This is a genomic window from Krasilnikovia sp. M28-CT-15 (assembly GCF_047159595.1).
In the GTDB taxonomy this organism is placed as follows: Bacteria; Actinomycetota; Actinomycetes; order Mycobacteriales; family Micromonosporaceae; genus Actinoplanes.
This window is the reverse complement of record NZ_BAAGAK010000001.1, coordinates 1,389,506-1,407,855: the sequence shown is the minus strand read 5'-3', so window position 1 is coordinate 1,407,855 and position 18,350 is coordinate 1,389,506. Positions and strand designations below refer to the sequence as shown.

General features: G+C 73.0%; 11 protein-coding genes. 4 read left to right on the top strand and 7 right to left on the bottom strand.

All coding sequences use genetic code 11. The features are described from left to right. Positions 1-155 precede the first annotated feature (155 nt). The gene (locus ACMCNO_RS06775) at positions 156-1,679 is read left to right on the top strand and encodes a two-component system sensor histidine kinase NtrB (protein WP_412748547.1); all 1,524 of its coding nucleotides are present in this window, start codon (positions 156-158) and stop codon (positions 1,677-1,679) included. A gap of 80 nt (positions 1,680-1,759) precedes the next feature. On the opposite strand, the gene ACMCNO_RS06770 is transcribed toward ACMCNO_RS06775, so the two are convergent. After that, positions 1,760-2,914: an acyl-CoA dehydrogenase family protein gene (locus ACMCNO_RS06770; protein WP_412748546.1), complete on the bottom strand. Its 1,155-nt coding sequence runs from the start codon at positions 2,912-2,914 to the stop codon at positions 1,760-1,762. Positions 2,915-3,094: 180 nt separating this feature from the next. Between ACMCNO_RS06770 and ACMCNO_RS06765 the strand changes: the two genes are divergently transcribed. Further along, entirely contained in the window at positions 3,095-4,534 is a 1,440-nt protein-coding gene (locus ACMCNO_RS06765; protein WP_412748545.1) for a UDP-glucose dehydrogenase family protein, read from the top strand. A 163-nt stretch (positions 4,535-4,697) separates the two neighbouring features. Next, positions 4,698-10,256 carry an SCO7613 C-terminal domain-containing membrane protein gene (locus ACMCNO_RS06760; RefSeq protein WP_412748544.1) on the top strand — a complete coding sequence of 1,853 codons (5,559 nt, stop codon included), beginning with the start codon at positions 4,698-4,700 and terminating at the stop codon, positions 10,254-10,256. A 101-nt stretch (positions 10,257-10,357) separates the two neighbouring features. On the opposite strand, the gene purE is transcribed toward ACMCNO_RS06760, so the two are convergent. The 5 genes from purE to ACMCNO_RS06735 form a co-directional block, all read right to left on the bottom strand. Then, positions 10,358-10,855 carry a 5-(carboxyamino)imidazole ribonucleotide mutase gene (gene purE, locus ACMCNO_RS06755; protein ID WP_412742997.1) on the bottom strand — a complete coding sequence of 166 codons (498 nt, stop codon included), beginning with the start codon at positions 10,853-10,855 and terminating at the stop codon, positions 10,358-10,360. Then, on the bottom strand, positions 10,856-12,001 hold the full coding sequence (locus tag ACMCNO_RS06750) for a 5-(carboxyamino)imidazole ribonucleotide synthase (RefSeq protein WP_412748543.1): 1,146 nt from the start codon (positions 11,999-12,001) through the stop codon (positions 10,856-10,858). A 28-nt stretch (positions 12,002-12,029) separates the two neighbouring features. Continuing rightward, on the bottom strand, positions 12,030-14,021 hold the full coding sequence (locus ACMCNO_RS06745; protein WP_412748542.1) for a thioredoxin domain-containing protein: 1,992 nt from the start codon (positions 14,019-14,021) through the stop codon (positions 12,030-12,032). Between the two features lie 136 nt (positions 14,022-14,157). After that, the gene (locus ACMCNO_RS06740) at positions 14,158-14,370 is read right to left on the bottom strand and encodes a DUF397 domain-containing protein (protein ID WP_412748541.1); all 213 of its coding nucleotides are present in this window, start codon (positions 14,368-14,370) and stop codon (positions 14,158-14,160) included. Between the two features lie 35 nt (positions 14,371-14,405). After that, the gene (locus tag ACMCNO_RS06735; RefSeq protein WP_412748540.1) at positions 14,406-15,245 is read right to left on the bottom strand and encodes a helix-turn-helix domain-containing protein; all 840 of its coding nucleotides are present in this window, start codon (positions 15,243-15,245) and stop codon (positions 14,406-14,408) included. A gap of 252 nt (positions 15,246-15,497) precedes the next feature. Between ACMCNO_RS06735 and ACMCNO_RS06730 the strand changes: the two genes are divergently transcribed. Continuing rightward, positions 15,498-15,719: a hypothetical protein gene (locus ACMCNO_RS06730; protein ID WP_412748539.1), complete on the top strand. Its 222-nt coding sequence runs from the start codon at positions 15,498-15,500 to the stop codon at positions 15,717-15,719. A 28-nt stretch (positions 15,720-15,747) separates the two neighbouring features. On the opposite strand, the gene ACMCNO_RS06725 is transcribed toward ACMCNO_RS06730, so the two are convergent. Then, positions 15,748-18,300, bottom strand: coding sequence for a putative bifunctional diguanylate cyclase/phosphodiesterase (locus ACMCNO_RS06725; RefSeq protein ID WP_412748538.1), 2,553 nt, complete (start codon positions 18,298-18,300; stop codon positions 15,748-15,750). Positions 18,301-18,350 lie beyond the last annotated feature (50 nt).

The window sequence follows — 18,350 nt, the reverse complement described above, 5'->3', positions numbered from 1 at the left end:
TCGATTAGCGGTCATTCAGGGGAAATTCGGCCAGCCCGCCGGTTCGCGATCACGGCCAAAGGTCGAAGGATGACGCATCGGTCCCCGAGGTGGGTAAAGCTGAGGATGGTGCGGACGTCGCGCGCCGGAGCCCCGGCGCTGGTCCAGGGAGCTGAATGCGGTACGAGGATTGGCGGCGGGAACACGGCTCGCTCACCCATGGCTGGTGGCGGGCCGGGGTGCTGGTGTTCGCCGTACTGATCATCATCCTGGTCAGCGTGGTGGACCTCGCGACGCCCCGCGAACTGACCGCGTTCGGGCTGGTCATCACGGCCGGGCCGGTACTCGCGGTCGCCTCGGCCCGCCCGTGGGCGGTGGCCGCCGTCGGCGCGTTCGCCTGGGTGATGGCCTGGGCCACCTCCTCCTGGCAGGGCCTCGGCGGCACCGCCTACCAGCAGGTACGCCTGTGCGTCATCGCCGGGATGACCCTGCTCAGCGTGGCCGTCGCCTACAGCCAGGATGTGCTCGAACGCCGCGCCAACCGGTCGGCCACGGACGAGTCGATGCTCGCGGCGATCGTGCATGGGTCGAGTGACGCGATCGTCGCCACGGATCTGAACGGCATCATCCTGTCCTGGAACCACGGCGCCGAGCAGATGTTCGGCTACACCGCCGAGGAGATGATCGGACAGAGCGCCCTCAAGGTGCTTTCACCCGACCGAGCGGCCCGCATGCCCAGCGTGCTGGCCGGTATCGGTCGCGGCGAAGGGGTCGCCCACTACCGCACGCAACGAATCCGCAAGGACGGCACCCTGTTCGACGTATCGAACAGCATCTCACCGATTTTCGACAAGCACGGCACCGTGGTGGGCGCTGCCGCCATCGACCGGGACGTCACCGCTCTCACCCGTGCCGAGGAGCAACGCGAGCAGATCCTCGAACGCTCCGCCCGCGCCGAACGCCTCGAAAGCCTCGGCCAACTCGCCGGCGGCATCGCCCACGACTTCAACAACCTCCTCGCCATCAACCTCAACTACCTCGAATTCGCCCTCGAACAAACCACCGACCCCGACACCCACAACGACCTCACCCGCGCCAAAGCCAGCGCCGAACGCGCCCGCGACCTCACCCGCCAACTCCTCGTCTTCGCCCGCAAACAACCCACCACACCCGAAACCATCGACCTCAACACCGTCATCACCGACACCCGCACCCTGCTCGACCGCACCATCGGCACCCACATCGAACTCATCACCCACCTCCACCCCCACCCCCTACCCATCCGCGCCGACCGCAGCCGCCTCGAACAAGTCCTGCTCAACCTCGTCATCAACGCCCGCGACGCCATGCCCGACGGCGGAATGATCATCATCGAGAACGGCCCCACCACCCTCACCGAAGACACCAGCCACCAACTGGCCCCCGGCCCCTACGCCCACCTCAACATCACCGACACCGGCACCGGCATGCCCCCCGACATCGCCGCGCACGTCTTCGAACCCTTCTTCACCACCAAAACCAAGCAACACGGCACCGGACTCGGCCTCGCCACCGCCTACGGGATCATCACCGAAGCCGGCGGCACCATCACCCTCACCACCGAACCCGGCGTCGGCACCACGTGCCACATCCTGCTGCCACTGAGCACCGCGGACACCGCCGCCGAGAAGTCCGATGCCGATCAGCTACGACTCGGCTGAGGAGGCGGACACCAGACGGCAGCGCGCCCGCCCCTCGAACTGAGGGACGGGCGCGCTGCCGTTTCGCGGATGTCGGTGGTTCAGCCCTTGAGCAACTGGCGGGCCATGACGATGCGCTGCACCTGGTTGGTGCCCTCGTAGATCTGAGTGATCTTGGCGTCGCGCATCATCCGCTCGACCGGGTAGTCGCGGGTGTAGCCGTACCCGCCGAGGAGCTGGACCGCATCCGTGGTGATCTCCATGGCGGCGTCGGAGGCGAAGCACTTCGCGGCGGCGCCGAAGTAGGTCAGGTCCGCGTCACCGCGCTCGCTCTTGCCCGCGGCCACGTACGTGAGCTGCCGCGCCGCCTCCAGCTTCATTCCCATGTCGGCCAGCATGAACTGCACGCCCTGGAAGTCGGCGATCTTCTTGCCGAACTGCGTGCGCTCCTGGACGTACCCCTTGGCGAAGTCCAGCGCGCCCTGCGCGATGCCGACCGCCTGCGCCGCGATGGTCACCCGGGTGTGGTCCAGGGTCTTCATCGCGGTCGCGAAGCCGGTGCCCTCGGCGCCGATCATGCGGTCCAGCGGGATGCGTACGTTGTCGAAGTACACCTCGCGGGTCGGCGAGCCCTTGATGCCGAGCTTCTTCTCCGGGGCGCCGAAGCTGACCCCCTCGTCCGACTTCTCCACCACGAACGCCGAGATGCCGCGCGAGCGCGACGACGGATCGGTGGTCGCGAAGACGGTGTAGTACTCGCTGACGCCCGCGTTGGTGATCCACCGCTTGACGCCGTTGAGCACCCAGTAGTCGCCGTCGCGGACCGCCCGGGTGGACATGGCTGCGGCGTCGCTGCCCGCCTCGGGCTCCGACAGACAGTACGAGAACATGGCCTCACCCGCGGCCACCGGCGTCAGGTACTTCTGCTTGAGCTCCTCGGACGCCGCGATCAGCAGGGGCATGGTGCCCAGCTTGTTCACCGCGGGGATCAGCGAGGACGAGGCGCAGGCCCGGGCGACCTCCTCGATGACGATCGCGGTGGCCAGGGCGTCCGCTCCGGCGCCGCCGTACTCGACCGGGATGTGCGGGGCGTGGAAGTCGGACGAGCGCAGGGCCTCGTACGACGCCTTGGGGAATTCGCCGCTTTCGTCCGCCTCTGCCGCATTAGGGGCCACCCGGGCGTCGCAGATCTCGCGTACCGCCGCGCGGATGGTTTCGTGGTCCTCCGGCAGCTGGTAGACGTCGAACGCGCTCATGCAGGGCCCCTCTCGCTACGGTCGGCGCAAATGTTACTGGTGCGTAGGGTACGACGGCTATCCTCTCCGCTGCCAACTCGGTGGGTGCTTCCCCGGCACTCCGTCGGGTAAGCGGTGGGCGACAGCACCGGTTCACCGTGAGAAAGTGAATGCCCCCCCAGCATGTGAGCGGAGATTCGCGTGACCATCCCCTACCCGACCAAGCAGACAGCGACGGCGTTCTCCGAGGTGAGCCCGCCGTCGGGCGCCTCGCGCCCCCGCCTGTCCTTCCTCGGTACGGGCTACCTGGGCGCGACGTACGCGATCTGCTTCGCCGAGCTGGGCTACGAGGTCCTCGGGTTCGACGTCGACGAGGCCAAGATAGCCAAGCTGGCGGGCGGGCAGGTGCCGTTCCACGAGCCCGGCCTGGACGAGCTGCTGCGCGCCAACCTGGGGGCCGGGCGGCTGCGGTTCACCACCTCCTACCAGGAGGTCGCGGAGTTCGCGGACGTGCACTTCATCTGCGTGGGCACCCCGCAGCGCGGGGACGGCATGGGCGCCGACCTGACGTACGTGGAGACCTCCGTCACCAACCTGGCCCGCCATCTCACCCGCCGGGCGCTGATCGTGGGCAAGTCGACCGTGCCGGTGGGCACCGCGGAGTGGGTCGAGCAGCTGGTCGCCAAGCACACCGACCCGGAGCTTGCGATCGAGGTGGCCTGGTCGCCGGAGTTCCTCCAGGAGGGCTTCGCGGTCGAGGACGTGCTGCGCCCCAACCGCATCGTCGTCGGCGTCAAGACCGACTGGGCCAACGGGATGCTCTACGCCGCGCACAAGGGTGTCTTCGACCTGGCCGCCACGGAGGACCGCGAGGTGCCGCTGGTGGTCACGGACTTCGCCACGGCCGAGCTGGTCAAGGTCGCCGCGAACGCGTTCCTCGCCACCAAGATCAGCTTCATCAACGCGATGGCCGAGGTGTGCGAGGTCGCGGGCGGCGACGTCACCCAACTGGCCAAGGCCATCGGGTACGACCCCCGCATCGGCAACCGGTTCCTCCAGGCCGGGGTCGGCTTCGGCGGCGGCTGCCTGCCCAAGGACATCCGCGCGTTCCAGGCCCGGGCCCAGGAGCTGGGCGCGGGCGAGGCGCTGCGCTTCCTGCACGAGGTCGACCTGGTCAACCTGCGCCGCCGCGGCCGGGTCATGCAGCTGGCCGCCGAGCTGCTCGGCCGCCGGGCCGGGCCGGCCGGGCCGGACCTGTCCGGGACCAGGATCGCGGTGCTCGGCGCCGCGTTCAAACCCAACTCCGACGACGTGCGCGACTCGCCGTCGCTGGCCATCGCGGCCACCCTCGCCAAGGCCGGTGCCGACGTCCGGGTGTACGACCCGCAGGGCATGGAGAACGCCCGCGCCGCCCAGCCCGGCCTGACCTATGCCGCGACGATGACCGAGGCCGTCACGGACGCGGAGCTGGTCTGCGTACTCACCGAATGGGCGGAATTCCGCAACGCCGACCCGCAGGCGATGGGTGATCTCGTCGCCCAGCGCCTGGTGATCGACGGCCGGAACTGCCTGGACGCGAGCCTGTGGGCCCGCGCGGGCTGGCAGTACCGGGGCATGGGCCGCCCCCATCCCGAGGCGTAGCCACGCACCCCCTGTCGGATTCGCCGCCGTTTCCATGGATCTCGACCCCGGTGAGCCTGTTCTAATGAGGTGTCGTACCGGCATGCTCTAGTAAGGACGTGCGACCGGCGGGGCACGCGCGCTGATTTGGAGTGCCCCGTCGCCGGTCGGTCGAGGAGGTGCCGTGGCGCAGGGGCAGCAGCCGGACAGCTATGACGAGGAGCTGGCCCGTATCGACGCCTCGATCGCGGAGCTGAAGATCCGCGACATGGCGGCCGCGAAGGAACGCACCCAGCTCGCGGCGAAGCTGCAGGCGGCGCAGTTCCAGCGCGACATCCTGGCCCACGCCAACGCCCAGAAGGCGAAGAAGGCGGCCCGCAGGCAACGGCTGCGGCGACGGCCCGCGGGCGCCGACGACCCGACCACTCCGGTCACCGGCCCCCCGGCGCAGGACACTCCCGACACCGACTCCCCCGACGCTCCCCCGGCCGGCTCTCCGGCGGCCGGCTCTCCGGCGGCCGGGCCGCCGGGCGTGGGCGGGCCACCGCACCCGGGATCCCGTGCGCCCGGTGCTCAGCCGGGGCCCGGCCCGCGACCCGCGCCCACCACCGGCGGGGCGGCCACCACCCGGGCCGGGGCAGGGAGCGCGTATGCCGGGGCGGGCCGCAGAGCCCGGCCGGGCGGCGACGGGCGCACCGCCGTGCTCGACAGCCCCCCGTCCACCGAGCATCCGGGGCCGCCCCCGCGCACCCCGCACCTGGAGCACCCGCACGAGCACCCCCCGGAGACCTCCACCCAGTCGGTGCAGAACATCCTGCTCGGCCTCGGGGCCCTGCTGCTGGGCGTGGCCGCGGTCGTCTTCGCGGGCGTCGCGGTCAGCAATTCGATCGCCCGCGCCCTGGTTCTCGGGCTCGCCGCCGCCGCCGCGCTGTACGTCGCTCCGCGCATCGCCCAGCGCGGTCTGACCTCGACCGGCGAGACGGTCGCCGCGGTCGGCCTGGTGCTGCTGCCAATGTCGATCTACGCGCTGCACGGCAGCGCGCTGGTCGGCGGCCACGCCGTCCCGGTCTCGCTCTACCTCGGCATCACGTTCGCGATCACCGCGGTGGCCGCCTTCGTGTACGCCGGCAGCACCCGGCTCAGCGCCCCCCGCTACGGCACGGTCGTCGCGTTGCAGCCGGTCGCACCGCTGCTGGCGTACCCGGCGATCGAGAGCCCGGCCGGCTGGGGGGTGGCCCTGACCGCGGTCGCCATCATCGACCTGCTGCTGCTCACCACGGTCATCCGGAGCGGGCCGCTGCTGCCGCACTGGCCGCTGCTGAGCCGGCTGGTCCCGGGCGGTCGCCAGTCGACGGACGCCAGGGCCGCCAGGGCCGCCGGAGCCACCGACTTCACCGGCCGCGACGCCGCCCCCCGCCCGGCGGGCGCGAGCGCACCGGACGCGGCCGAGCCCGGACCCGGCGACGCGGGACCTGGCAACGCGGGACCTGGCAACGCGGGACCTGGCAACGCGGGACCTGGCAACGCGGGACCGGGCGGTGCCGAGCCGGCGGGCACGGGCCAGGCGGCTTCCGGCGCGGCCGCGGGATCCACCGCACCGGATCAGGCCGAGCCGACCGGCGACGCGCCGCCGCGTCCGGAGTCCCGGCCGGAGGAACCGGATCTGATCATCGGGGCCCTCGCCAGCCCAAGCCGCCTGCACTGGGCGCCGGCCTGGCTGTTCCCCGAAGCCGACCCGGCCACCACCGGCCCCGCTCCGGTGGGCCAGCCCGCCACGCCGTCGTCGGGCGGGTGGCTGCGCGAGCTCACGTACGCCCTGCTCTGGGCCGCGGTCACCGGCGCCTTGATCTACGCGGGCGCCGCCCTGATCAGCGCCGACACGGTCGCGGACGCCGTACGCTCCGGCATCGTCCTGGTGCTGGCCGCCGCCGTCGCGGCGGCCGCGGCCCGGCTCCTCGACAACGTCACCGCGCGCAACGTCGCAGGCGGGGTGCTCACTCTCGCGGTCATCGCGGCCTGCGCCCGCGTCGCGGACGTCGCCTCACCGCCGTGGATGTTCGCCGTGGCCGCCGCCGCCGTAGCGGTCACGGGCCTCGCGGTCCACCGGGTCCCCGAGGAGGTCCGGCGCGGTCCGCAGCTGGCCTCCGCGGGCGCGCTCACGATGGTCGGGCTGTTCGTGGCCCTGGACGCGTTGCGTGCCGCGCTGGCCCCGGTGCAGGCGGCCCGGCCGGTGTGGCACGCCGACACGGCCGGGTACGCCGAGGCCATCGCGCAGGCCGCCCCCGCCGGGTGGCTGCTGGCGCTCAGCGCCCTCCTGGTCACGGTCGCGGCCGCGGTCGCGCTGCCCGCCGACATCCGGCACGAGGGTGCGGTGGCGGGCATCGCGGTGACCGCGCTGGCCGTACCGGCATCGCTCGGTCTGCCGTGGGCGCAGGCGCCGTGGCCGCTGGTGCTCGCGGCGATCGGGCTGGGGGCCGCGGGTCTGGCGGCGCGCACCCGGCGCATCGCGATCGCGCACATCACCGCCGCCGGCGTGGTGGGACTGTTCGGCGCGGCCGCCGCGCTCAGCGCGTCCTGGCTGACCGCCGCGGTACTGACCGCGCTCGCCGGCGCGGGGATGATGACCGCTATCGGGGCCCGTCAGGTGCCCGTGTCGCGGTACGCGTGGCTGGTCGGCGACTGGGCGGCCGCCGCGGCCGCTCTGGCGCTGCCGGGCGCGGCGGTGACGGCCGTGCTGGCGATGCACGACCGGGGCGACGGGCCACCCGCCACCGAGGCCGTGACCGTTCCCGCGCTCGCGCTCGGTTTCCTCGCGGTCGCCGGGACCCTGACGTATGCGGCGGTGTTCCAGGTGGCGCGGCGCGAAATCAGCCTGCCCCTGACGGTCGGCACCGGGTTGGGCGCGGTCGCGCTCGCGCTCGCCGCGATCCTCGCCCCGGGCGCCACCCCACCCGATGTGTGGGTGGGCGCCCTGCTGCTGACGGCCGCGGGCCTGCTCTTCTTCGCCAGGTCCATCGACTCCGGGCGGCGCGCCGACCGCATGCTCGACGGCCCCGACATCGCGGCGGCCGCGGCCACTGTGGCCATCTGCGGTGCGCTGGCCCGGGTCACGGCCCTGGCGTTCCCGCACGCCCCGCTCGTCGTCGCGGGCCTGGTGGTGCTGGTCGTGGCCCTGGGGGTGCGGGCGCTGCCGGAGGACTGGCGGCGCGGTCCGGTCCGCGGCCTCGGGCTGGCCGGGGCGGTGGTCGGCGGGATCGCCGCGTGGCAGGCGCTCAGCGCGGGGCTCCGGGTCATCGCCGCGCCGGGCCCGGTGTGGGCATCCGACCTGACCCACCATTCACCCGTTCCACCGGCCGGGGCATGGCAGGCGCCGATCACCCTCGTGCTGGTGGCGATGGCCGCGGCGGCGGCACTGCCCCGCCCGCTGTCGTACGACATCGCGGCCGGGGCGGCGGCGATCGCCACGATCGGGGCACCGGCCTGCTTCGGCCTGCCGTGGTGGGCGCCGCTGCTGGTGGGCGGGGCGGTGGCGCTGGCGTACGGGATCGGCGCGGTGGCCGCCACCGATCCCCGGGCGGCGATGGCCCGGGCCGGGGTGGCCGCCGCGGTCGCAGTGCATTTCGTCGCCGTGGGACTGGTCCGGCCCTGGTCCACCGCGGTCGCCCTGGGCTTCGTCGTCCTGATCGGTCTCGTGGTCGCCACGCTGTGCCGCACGGACGTGCCGCTCACCGGGACGTCGTCCACCGACCCGGACGGGACGGCGAACGACTACGCCGGGGAAGCCGTGTACCCGCCGGCCTCCCCCGGTCACGCGGCCACGGGATCGATCCGGGCGGACACGCCGGACTGGCCGCGCGCCGAGGTGGTCGACGAGGAGCTCGCGCTCGCCCGCGACGACACCGGTATGCCCCGGCACCGCGCCCAGATCGGCGGGGCCGCCACGGCGTCGGTGCTGCTGGCCGCGCCGGGCCTGCTGGCCGCGATCGCCGCCGGGCAGGGCCGTTCGGCGCCGGTAGTGCTGACCGCCGCGCTGGCCGGGTCCTGCCTCTGCCTCGCGGTGCTGGCGCTGGTCGCCCGCTGGATCCCGCAGTACCTGCCCTGGGCCACGATCGGCCTGGTCGGCGGCGCCACGATCACGGCGTTCGTGTCGCTGCCGGTGGGTTACCGGACCGCCCTGTACGCCGCGACGGCCGCCCTGCTCGGCGTTCTCGCGGAACTGCTGCGCGGGGCCACGCCGGCGCCCGGCATCACGGTCGCCCCCACGAACTTCTGGACCGACCGCCGTGGCTACGCGCGCCCCCGCTGGACCTCGGCCCGGCCCAGCGGGCTGCGCGGACGCTGGCTCGTCGACCCGGCCACCGGCGCGGTGGCGGTCGCCCTAGTGCCCACCGTGCTGGCCCTGATCTCGCTGGCCCCGGCGCTGAAGGGCGCGCTGGTCGACCCGTTGAAGCAGCTGGACGCGATCTGGCAGGGGCCGGTCACCGCCCTGACCGACCCGACCCAGGGCAACGTGGACGCCACCGCTGTGCTCGCCGCGGTGCTGCTCACGGTCGCGGCCGCGCTGGCCGCCACCGGGTTCGGCGGGCGCCCGGCCGAGTCCGTCCCGGTGGTGCTGCCCGGGCTCGCGATCACGTTGCTCATCGCGCCGATCGGCCTGAACGCGGCGTGGCCCGCGTCCACCATGGCCGCGCTCGTGGTGTTCACCATCTCGATGCTGGGGCTCGCCCTGACCCCGCCGCCCGTGGCGGCGCGGCGGACATTGCTGGGCACCACCCGGACGATCGTCTTCGTCATCGGCCTGCTGGCGGGCGGTGCCGGCCTGGCAGGCAGCCTCGCCACCCAACGGCTGACCCTGTTCACGCTGGGCAGCGCCGTGGGGGTCGGGTTGGTCGGGGCGATGGCCGGGCGTACCGCGCACGCCCGCATCCTGGGCTGGCTGTTCGCTGCCGTGATGGCCCAGTTCTTCGTGCTCACCGTGGCGCTCGTGGCCGGACTCACCCCGGCCTGGGCGGCGTTCGGCGTGCTCACCGTGGGCGCGGCGCTGCTGATCCTGGAAGCCACCCTGCCCTGGCTCGGCCGCCCCGAGGCGGCCCGCGAGGCCGCCACGGTCGAATGGAGCGGGTACGCGTCAGCCCTGCTGGCCGGCGCGCTGGCCCTCAACTCCCCCCGTCACCTCGCCGCGCTGCTGGCCGCCTGGGGCGCCGTACTGGGCCTGGCCGCGTCCCGGCCGGGGCGCACCACGGCCAACCGGCGGACGCTGTTCTGGCTGGCGGTCGGGTTCGAGGTCGTCGGCTGGTGGCTGTTCATGACGTTGGCGGACGTGGCACTGCCGGAGGCGTACACGCTGCCGTTCGCGGCACTGGCCCTTCTCGTGGGGGTGCTGGAGGTGCGGATGCGGCCCGAGCTGAGCAGTTGGGCCGCGTACGGGCCGTCGCTGCTGGCCGCGTTCGTGCCGACCACGGGCATCGTGCTGGCCACCGACGCGGGCGACCTGCGGGAGCTGATGCTGCTGCTCGGCGCGGTGGTGACGCTCATCATCGGCTCCCGGATGCGCCAGCAGGCCCCGGTGGTGGTCGGCGCGGTCGTCACGGCGATCGCGGCGCTGCACTTCGCGGTGACGCTGGTCGGCCCGTGGCTGGTGCTGGTGCCGCTCGGCGTCGGGCTGCTGTTCCTCGGCGCCACGAACGAGAACCGCCGCCGCACCCAGGAACGCCTGCGCGGCGCCCTGGTCCGCCTCCGCTGACGGGCCGCGTCCTGACCGGGCGCGTTGTTCACCGGCCCCGGCCGCGCCAGGTCAGCCTCGCGGAGAGGCTGACGGGTCAGGGAGATCCGGGGGGACGCGGGTCAGGACATCAGACGGTTGCGGAGGGCCTCGTCCTTCTCGGCCACGAGCTGCTCCAGCCCGGCCTGGAACTCCGCCATCCGCTTGCGCAGTCCCTCGTCCGAGGCACCCAGGATCCGGACGGCCAGCAGGCCCGCGTTGCGCGCCCCGCCGATCGACACGGTCGCGACGGGCACCCCGGCAGGCATCTGCACGATGGACAGCAGCGAGTCCATGCCGTCGAGGTGCTTGAGCGGCACCGGCACCCCGATGACCGGCAGCGGGGTCAGCGCCGCCACCATCCCGGGCAGGTGGGCGGCCCCACCGGCACCGGTGATGATCACCTGCAGGCCCCGGTCGGCGGCGGTCTCCGCGTACGTGACCATCTTGCGGACGGTGCGGTGCGCGGACACGACCCCCACCTCGAACGGGACGTCGAACTCGGCGAGGGCGACCGCGGCCGCCTCCATCGTGGGCCAGTCGGAGTCGCTGCCCATGATGATGCCGACGCGGGGTGCCATCTACTTGCCTTCCTGCAGCCATCGGGCGGCGCGCGCGGCCCGGGCGCGCACCTCGGTCATGTCGTCGCCGAGCACGGTCACGTGGCCGATCTTGCGGCCGGGGCGGACCTGCTTGCCGTAGAAGTGCACCCGCGCGCCGGGGTCGGCCGCGAACAGGTGGTGCAGCCGCTCGTCGATCGACATGCCGCCGGACGGGCCGCCCAGCACGTTCGCCATCACCACGGCGGGGGCGGTCAGCGCGGTCGAGCCCATCGGGTAGTCCAGCACGGCCCGCAGGTGCTGCTCGAACTGCGAGGTGCGGGCGCCCTCGATGCTCCAGTGCCCGGAGTTGTGCGGGCGCATGGCCAGCTCGTTGACGACGATCCCGGCGTCGGTCTCGAACAGCTCGACCGCCAGCAGCCCGACCACACCGAGCGCGTGGGCGAGGTCGATCGCCAGCTGCTGCGCGGCCACGGCCCGCTCATCGCTGAGATCGGGTGCGGGGGCCAGCACCTCGACGCAGATCCCGTCGCGCTGCACGGTCTCGACCACCGGGTACGCGGCGACCTGCCCGTACGGCGACCGCGCCACGAGCGCGGCCAGCTCGCGGCGCAGCGGCACCTTCTCCTCGACGATCAGCGGGGTGCCGGTGTCGACCAGTCGTTGCGCCTCGTCCGGCGAGGACAGCACCCAGACGCCCTTGCCGTCGTACCCGCCGCGGGTGGCCTTCGCGACGACCGGCCAGCCGGTCTCGGCGGCGAACGCGGCGAGGTCGGCGGCGTCGGTCACCGGCCGCCACCGCGGCACCGGGGAGCCCAGTTCGGCCAGCTTCTCCCGCATCTTCCCCTTGTCCTGCGCGAACACCAGGGCCGCCGAACCGGGGTAGATCCGGACGCCTTCGGCCTCCAACGCGGCGATGTGCTCGGTGGGCACATGCTCGTGATCGAAGGTGACCGCGTCGCAGTCCTTCGCGAACTCGCGCAGGGCCGCGAGGTCGGTGTGGGTGCCGATCCGCACGTCCGCGATGACCTGGGCGGCGCTGTCGTCGGGTGACTCGGCGAGCACGCGCAGCGACTGGCCGAGGGAGATGGCGGCCTGGTGCGTCATGCGGGCCAACTGGCCCCCGCCCACCATGCCGACTACGGGCAGACCGGTTCTGGTATCCATGTCGGCGCCAGCGTAGCGAGCAGCCGGCTCACCTCGCGAGTCGGGCGAGCAGCTCAGCCTCGCTGGTGACGGGCAGGTCACACACGAAACCCCGACACACGTACGCGGTGGTGACCCCGCCTGCAAGCGGCCGGTCGGCCAGCAGCGGCACCCCGGGTCGGTCCGGTTCCCCGACGACGACGACGGTGCCCGGCGGGGCGTGCCGGTGCGCCGCCGCGACCAGCGGGTCGGTGGCCGGGCCGGTGGTGGCGATCGCGATCTCGTACGGTCCCGCGAGGGCCGCCTCGGCCGCGGCGGCCGAGTATCCGGCGAAGCGTGGATGCCCGCCGATCACCCGCCCGACCGTGGCCAGGGCGGCGTCGGCCGCCTCCCGGTACCGGGTCTCGCCGCTCAGTGCGGCGTAGCAAATGAGGGCGGCGCAGGCGGCGGCCAGCCCGGACGGGGTGGCGTTGTCCGTGGGGTCCGCGGGCCGGGTGACCAGCTGTTCGGCGTCGTCCGCGGTGTCGTGGAAGCCGCCGCCGGGCGCGCCGAAGCGGGCCAGCACCACGTCCAGCAGTTGCCCGGCGAGCGTCAGCCAGCGCCCGTCCGCGGTGATCTGGTGCACCGCGCAGAACGCCTCCGCCACCAACCCGTAGTCGTCCAGCACCCCGGCCGGGGCGCCGACCACGCCGTCGCGCGAGACCCGGCGCAGCCGTCCGTCGACGAGGTGGCGGTCGGCGAGCACCTCGGCCAGCTCGATCGCGGCCGCGGTCGAGGCGGTGGCGCCGGTCAGGGTGCCGTGTTCGGCGAGGGCGGTGACGGCGAGGCCGTTCCACGCCGCCACCACCTTGTCGTCGCGGGCGGGCTGCGGCCGGGCGGCGCGGGCGGTCAACAGCCGGGAACGTACGTCGCGCCAGCGCGCCACCAGTTCCGGGTCGGCGGCGTCGATGTCGCGGCCGAGCACCAGCACGCTGGTGCCGTGCTCGAACGTGCCCGCCTCCGTGACCCGGAACAGGTCGGCGGCCCAGGCGCCGTCCTGCTCCCCCAGCTCCTCGGTCAGCTGCGCGGGCGTCCACGCGTACGTGCGGCCCTCGACACCGTCGGTGTCGGCATCCAGGGCGGACGCCAGCCCGCCGTGCTTGGTGCCCAGGTCGCGCAGCAGGAACGCGGCGGTCTCGTCGGCGATCCGCCGGGCGAACTCGTCGCCGGTGAGCCGCCAGAGCTGGGTGTAGACGCGCAGCAGCAGGGCGTTGTCGTAGAGCATCTTCTCGAAATGCGGCACGGTCCAGGTCTGGTCCACCGCGTACCGGGCGAAACCGCCGGCCAGCTGGTCGTAGATGCCGCCGCGGGCCATCTGCTCGCACGTGTGCCGGACGATCTCCAGGGACTCGGCGGAGCCGGTGCGCTGGTGGTGGCGCAGCAGGAACAGCAGGGCCAAGTGGGGCGGGAACTTCGGCGCGCCGCCGAACCCGCCGTACTGTCGGTCGTGCTCGGTGGTGAGCCGCTTGGCCGCGGTGTCCAGCAGCTCCGCCGTGAGCGGCGCGCTCGTGGCGCCTGCCGGGTTGGCGCGGCCGATCGCCTGGACCACCGCGGCACCCTGCTTGAGCACCTCCTCGCGCCGCTCCTGCCAGGCGGCGCGGACCGAGGCGAGCAGCCGCAGGAAGGCGGCCTTCGGAAAGTACGTGCCGCAGAAGAACGGCTCGCCCTCCGGGGTGGCGAAGACCGTCATGGGCCAGCCGCCCTGCCCGGTCATCGCCTGGGTGGCGGTCATGTAGACCGCGTCGACGTCGGGGCGTTCCTCACGGTCCACCTTGATCGCCACGAAGCCGTCGTTGACGAGCGCGGCGACCTCATCGTCCTCGAACGACTCGTGCGCCATGACGTGACACCAGTGGCAGGCCGCATACCCCACCGAGATCAGCACCGGGACATCACGCCGCTTGGCCTCGGCGAACGCTTCCTCCGCCCACGGCCACCAGTCCACGGGGTTGGTGGCGTGCTGCAGGAGGTAGGGCGAGGTCGCGCTACCGAGCCGGTTCACGGAACAACCCTCTCACAGGTACGGCGATGACGCGCCCACGGCGTGCTTGACGGGCCCTCGCGCGGCAGGTCACCACCGGCCGTCCCGCCGCGCTGTCCGCCGGCCGATCCGCGCGGCCGGCGGACAGCCGGCGCGGTCAGGTCAGGTCGTCGAACTCACCGGCCTTCGCCCCCTCGACGAAGGCGGCGAACTCTGCCCGCGTGTAGAGGATCATCTCCGCGTCAGGCCGGCGCGAGTGACGGACGGCAATGAGAGAACCGGCGGGCGCCACCTCGACGCAGTTGCCGCCGAGGCTGCGAGACGAGATCCGCCAGGCCAGCTCGGTCCGGTCAAATTCGGGCGTAGTCATGGGAACTTCCTCGAGTCTTTTCTCGGGAACCCGGCCTACAGCCGGGCCCGGAGCAGGGACTGCGAAACGTCCGGACTCGCCGCCAGCTCGGACAGCGCCGTGAAGACCTCGAGACGTCGGTCGACCTCGGCGGCGCTGTCCTGGAAGATCTGACCCAGTGGCCCCTCGGCGTAGACGACAGGACCCATGTGCTCCTCGGCGAAGCTCATCACCGTGAAAGGGCCGTCCATCGCCGGGTGAGCGCCCACGGAGAACTCCAGAATCTGCACCGTGACGTTCGGACGTTCGCATGCAACTAGGACATTTCGGATTTGAGCGGCCATGACCTCGGCTCCACCGACCTGCTGGTTCAGGGCGGTTTCCCCGACGATCGCGTGAAACTGTACCGCCCCGTCACCGGCCAGGATCTTCTGGCGGGCGACGCGCGAGTCAATCGTTTGGGTGATCTGTTCATCGGGCAGATAGCCTCGGAGCGTCTGCACGACGACCTCCGCATACTCCCTAGTTTGCAACAGACCAGGGAACGCGTAGTTCTCGAACGCGCGGATCTGCGTGGCAGCGGCTTCCAGGCTCAGGTATGTCGCGGTCGGCGACTCCAGGTCGTAGCGCTGCCACCAGCCTTCTTCTCGGCTCTCGCGGGCCATCCGGACCAGACGCTCCGTCGTGGGTTCGTCCAGTTCATAGAGACGGCACAGCTCGCGCACGTAGATGATGACGGGCTGCCGCTGGGCGTTCTCCAGCCGGCTGATCATCGAGGGACTCACCTCGATCGCCTCCGCGGCCTGCAAGGCGGTAAGCCGCCTGGCTTCGCGGTAACCGCGCAGCAAGGCTCCCAGCTCCCGTCGCCTGACGGTCGGGCTGCTGCGCTGCGGCACCGCGTCCACCTTCCACTGACCTCAATCGACCTTATGTCAGAAAGCCACGTGGCAAGAAGCCTTCTGGCAATACAGATGACGGCAAAGGACAGTTTGTCAAACAGGTGCGTGGCAATTGCCACCGGGGGTACGTGCCGCTGACACTCAAAGGAAGAGATAGGCACTCATCGATGAGGCACCCCGGCTGCCACCGAGGTGCCTCTGTGTCACCCACCCCGGGACGGCTTCGGAACCATCGAGAGGACGGGCTACATGCAGAGCCTAGTACCGTCGGCACTACTGACACAGGCTGACCAGACCCCACGCAACACGCTCGTGCTGGCCGCGGCGCTCAGCCTGATTGTCGCGCTCACCCTCCTATGGCAGGCCGTCCAACCAGTGTGGGAGGTGCTGCGCGCAATCCTCGCCGCAGGTCTCTGCGTGGTCCTGGTGTTCGTGGGCCTGATCCTCATCCTCGTGGCCATGGCCGTCTGAGCAACCGCGCCTACCGCAGGCGCCAGCGTCAGGAGGCGTCGTCGGCGCGAAGCGGGACGATCTTGGCCTGGGTGGCCGCCTCCCCGAGGCGGTGCAGCGTGCCGACGATCTTGTCGGGAGGCATCGGCTGGCAGAAGTGGTAGCCCTGCGCCGACACGCACCCCAGGGCCAGCAGGGCCGCCCGCTGCTCGGCGGTCTCCACCCCCTCGGCGACGACCCGGGCGTGCAACCGCCCGCCCAGCTCGACCGCGCCCCGGACCACCGCCTCCGCCGCCGGGGAGTCGATCATCTCGTCCACGAAGGACCGGTCCACCTTGAGTTCGTCGATGGCCACCCGGGTGAGGAACGCCAGCGAAGAGAAGCCGGTGCCGAAGTCGTCGACCGACAGCTGCACCCCGGTCTCGCGCAGGGCGGCCAGCACCTCGTCGACGATCTCCAGGTCGCTGATCGCCACGGTCTCGGTGATCTCCAGGACCAGGTGCCGGGCAGGCACCACGTGCCGGCGCAGGGCGTCCGCGACCTGGCTCGGGAAGGTGGGGTCGAGCAGGCTCCGGGCCGAGACGTTGACGGAGACCGGCACGTCGATGTCCGCGGCGATCCATCCGGCCGCGGCGGCCAGGGAACGGTCCAGCATGTACCGGGTGAACGGGCCGAGCAGTTCGCTGTGCTCGACCGCGGCGATGAACGCGGCCGGAGTGAGCGGGCCGCGCCGGGGATGCCGCCAGCGGGTCAGCGCCTCCACCCCGACCGGTGCGCCGCTGGCCAGGTCGACGGCCGGTTGCAGGGCGAGCACGATCTGGTCGTCGGCCGTCAGGGCATCGCGCAGCTCGGCCAGCAGCGCGAGGTGGTCGGTGCTGCTGGCGTCGCGGCTGCTGTCGTACGTCGCGACGCCGACCCGCAGCTGCTTGGCCTGCTTGAGGGCGACGGCCGCCCGGCGCAGCAGCTCGGCGAGGTCCGCGGAGCCGGCCGTGGCCACCGCGACCCCGACCGCCCCCTCCACCGCCAGCCGGACCCCGCCGACAACCATCGGGGCGGCGAGTTGTTCGACCAGTTCTCGGGCGCGGCGCAGGGCCTGCGACAGCGGCGGCGGCGCCTCGTGCAGCGGGGTCGCCGCGTCGGACGGCGTGCTCACGGTCGGCAGCAGCACCGCGAACTCGTCGTCGCCGAGGCGGGCCACCACGTCGTCCTCGCGGGCCAGGTCGAGCATCCGCTGGGCGACCACCCGCAACACGTCGTCGCCCGCCCGGTAGCCCAGGGTGGCGTTGACCTCGCGGAAGTCGTTGAGGTCGAGCAGCAGCAGGGCGACGTGCCGGTCCCGGTCCACCGTGCGCAGCAGCGCGTTCGTCTCGGCCAGCAACGCGGCCCGGTTGGTGAGCCCGGTGAGCGGGTCACGCACCGCCTCGTACGCGGCCCGGGCCTCGAGCGCGGTCAACCGCTCCCGTCCCGCCGCGCCGTGCAGCGCCCCGGCCAGCGCGTCGCCGTACGCGGACACCGCCAGTTCGTCGCGGCCCGCCGGCAGGGTGGGCTCGGCCAGCCACACGGTCAGTTCGCCCACGGGGATCCCGGCGACGGCCATGGACCGGGTGATGACGGGCCCGGGCAGCCCGTCGGCGACCACCTCGGGGCCGGGCCCGTCGCCGGTGTAACGGCGATGGCCGCCCTCGGGCAGGTGCACCTCGATCTCGACCCGCCGGGCGTCGAACACGTCGAGGGCACCGTCGATACCGGCGTGGGCCACCTCGGCCTCCGAGGCCCCCGGCAGCGCGGCCGTGGCCCGCGCGAACGCGGCCCAGATCCGCCGCTCCTGCGCGGCCCGCAGGTGGTAGCGGTAGGTGCGTTGCAGCAGCCACAGCGCGGGTGCGAACGACAGCAGCCAGATCGGCCCACGCACCAGCACGAACACGGCGGCCAGGCCGACCACGACGTTGCCGACGGCCATGGGCGCCTTGGCGTGCAGCGCGCGGGCGACGAGTTGCCTGGCGGGCGCGTCGCGGCGCAGCGCGAGGGTGAGCACGGCCAGCGCGAAGGTGACCGCGAGATAGCAGAAGGCACCGGCGACGAGGGCCGCCTGGAAGCGGGCGGTCTGTAGGCCCGCGGATCCGGCGACCGCGGTGGTGACCGCGGCCCCTGCGGCGGCGCCCAGCGTGAGCGACCCGGCCAGGTGCAGGATCTCGATGTGGCGACGGTGGTCGTCGAGCCACGACATGAGGGCCCAGGCGCTCGCGGCGCCGACGAAGACGGCCGCCGGGAGCCGCCCGGTGGGGGCGACCGCGTACCCGACGACCATGGCGGCCTCGCCCCAGGAGAGGCTGACGACCGCGCCGCCGAGCCGGAAGCGCAGCCGGGTGAGCTGGCCCGCGGCCACGGCCGCCGCCGCGAGCACGGTGCCGGTGACGGGCGTGAAGGGGGCGCCGGGCGGGCGGTGGACGGGCAGCAGTGCGGCCAGCACCGCGACGACCAGCGCGGTCGCGACCACGGCCGCGGTCCAGACGCGTACGGCGCGGGGGCGGCCGGACCTGCGGCCGCCGGATCCCGGCGCGCCGGGCCGGACGGCCTGGGCCAGCGCCGACGAGGCGATCATGCGTCACTCCGGGTGGCCGCCGGAACACGCGATTGCACGTGCATCTGTAG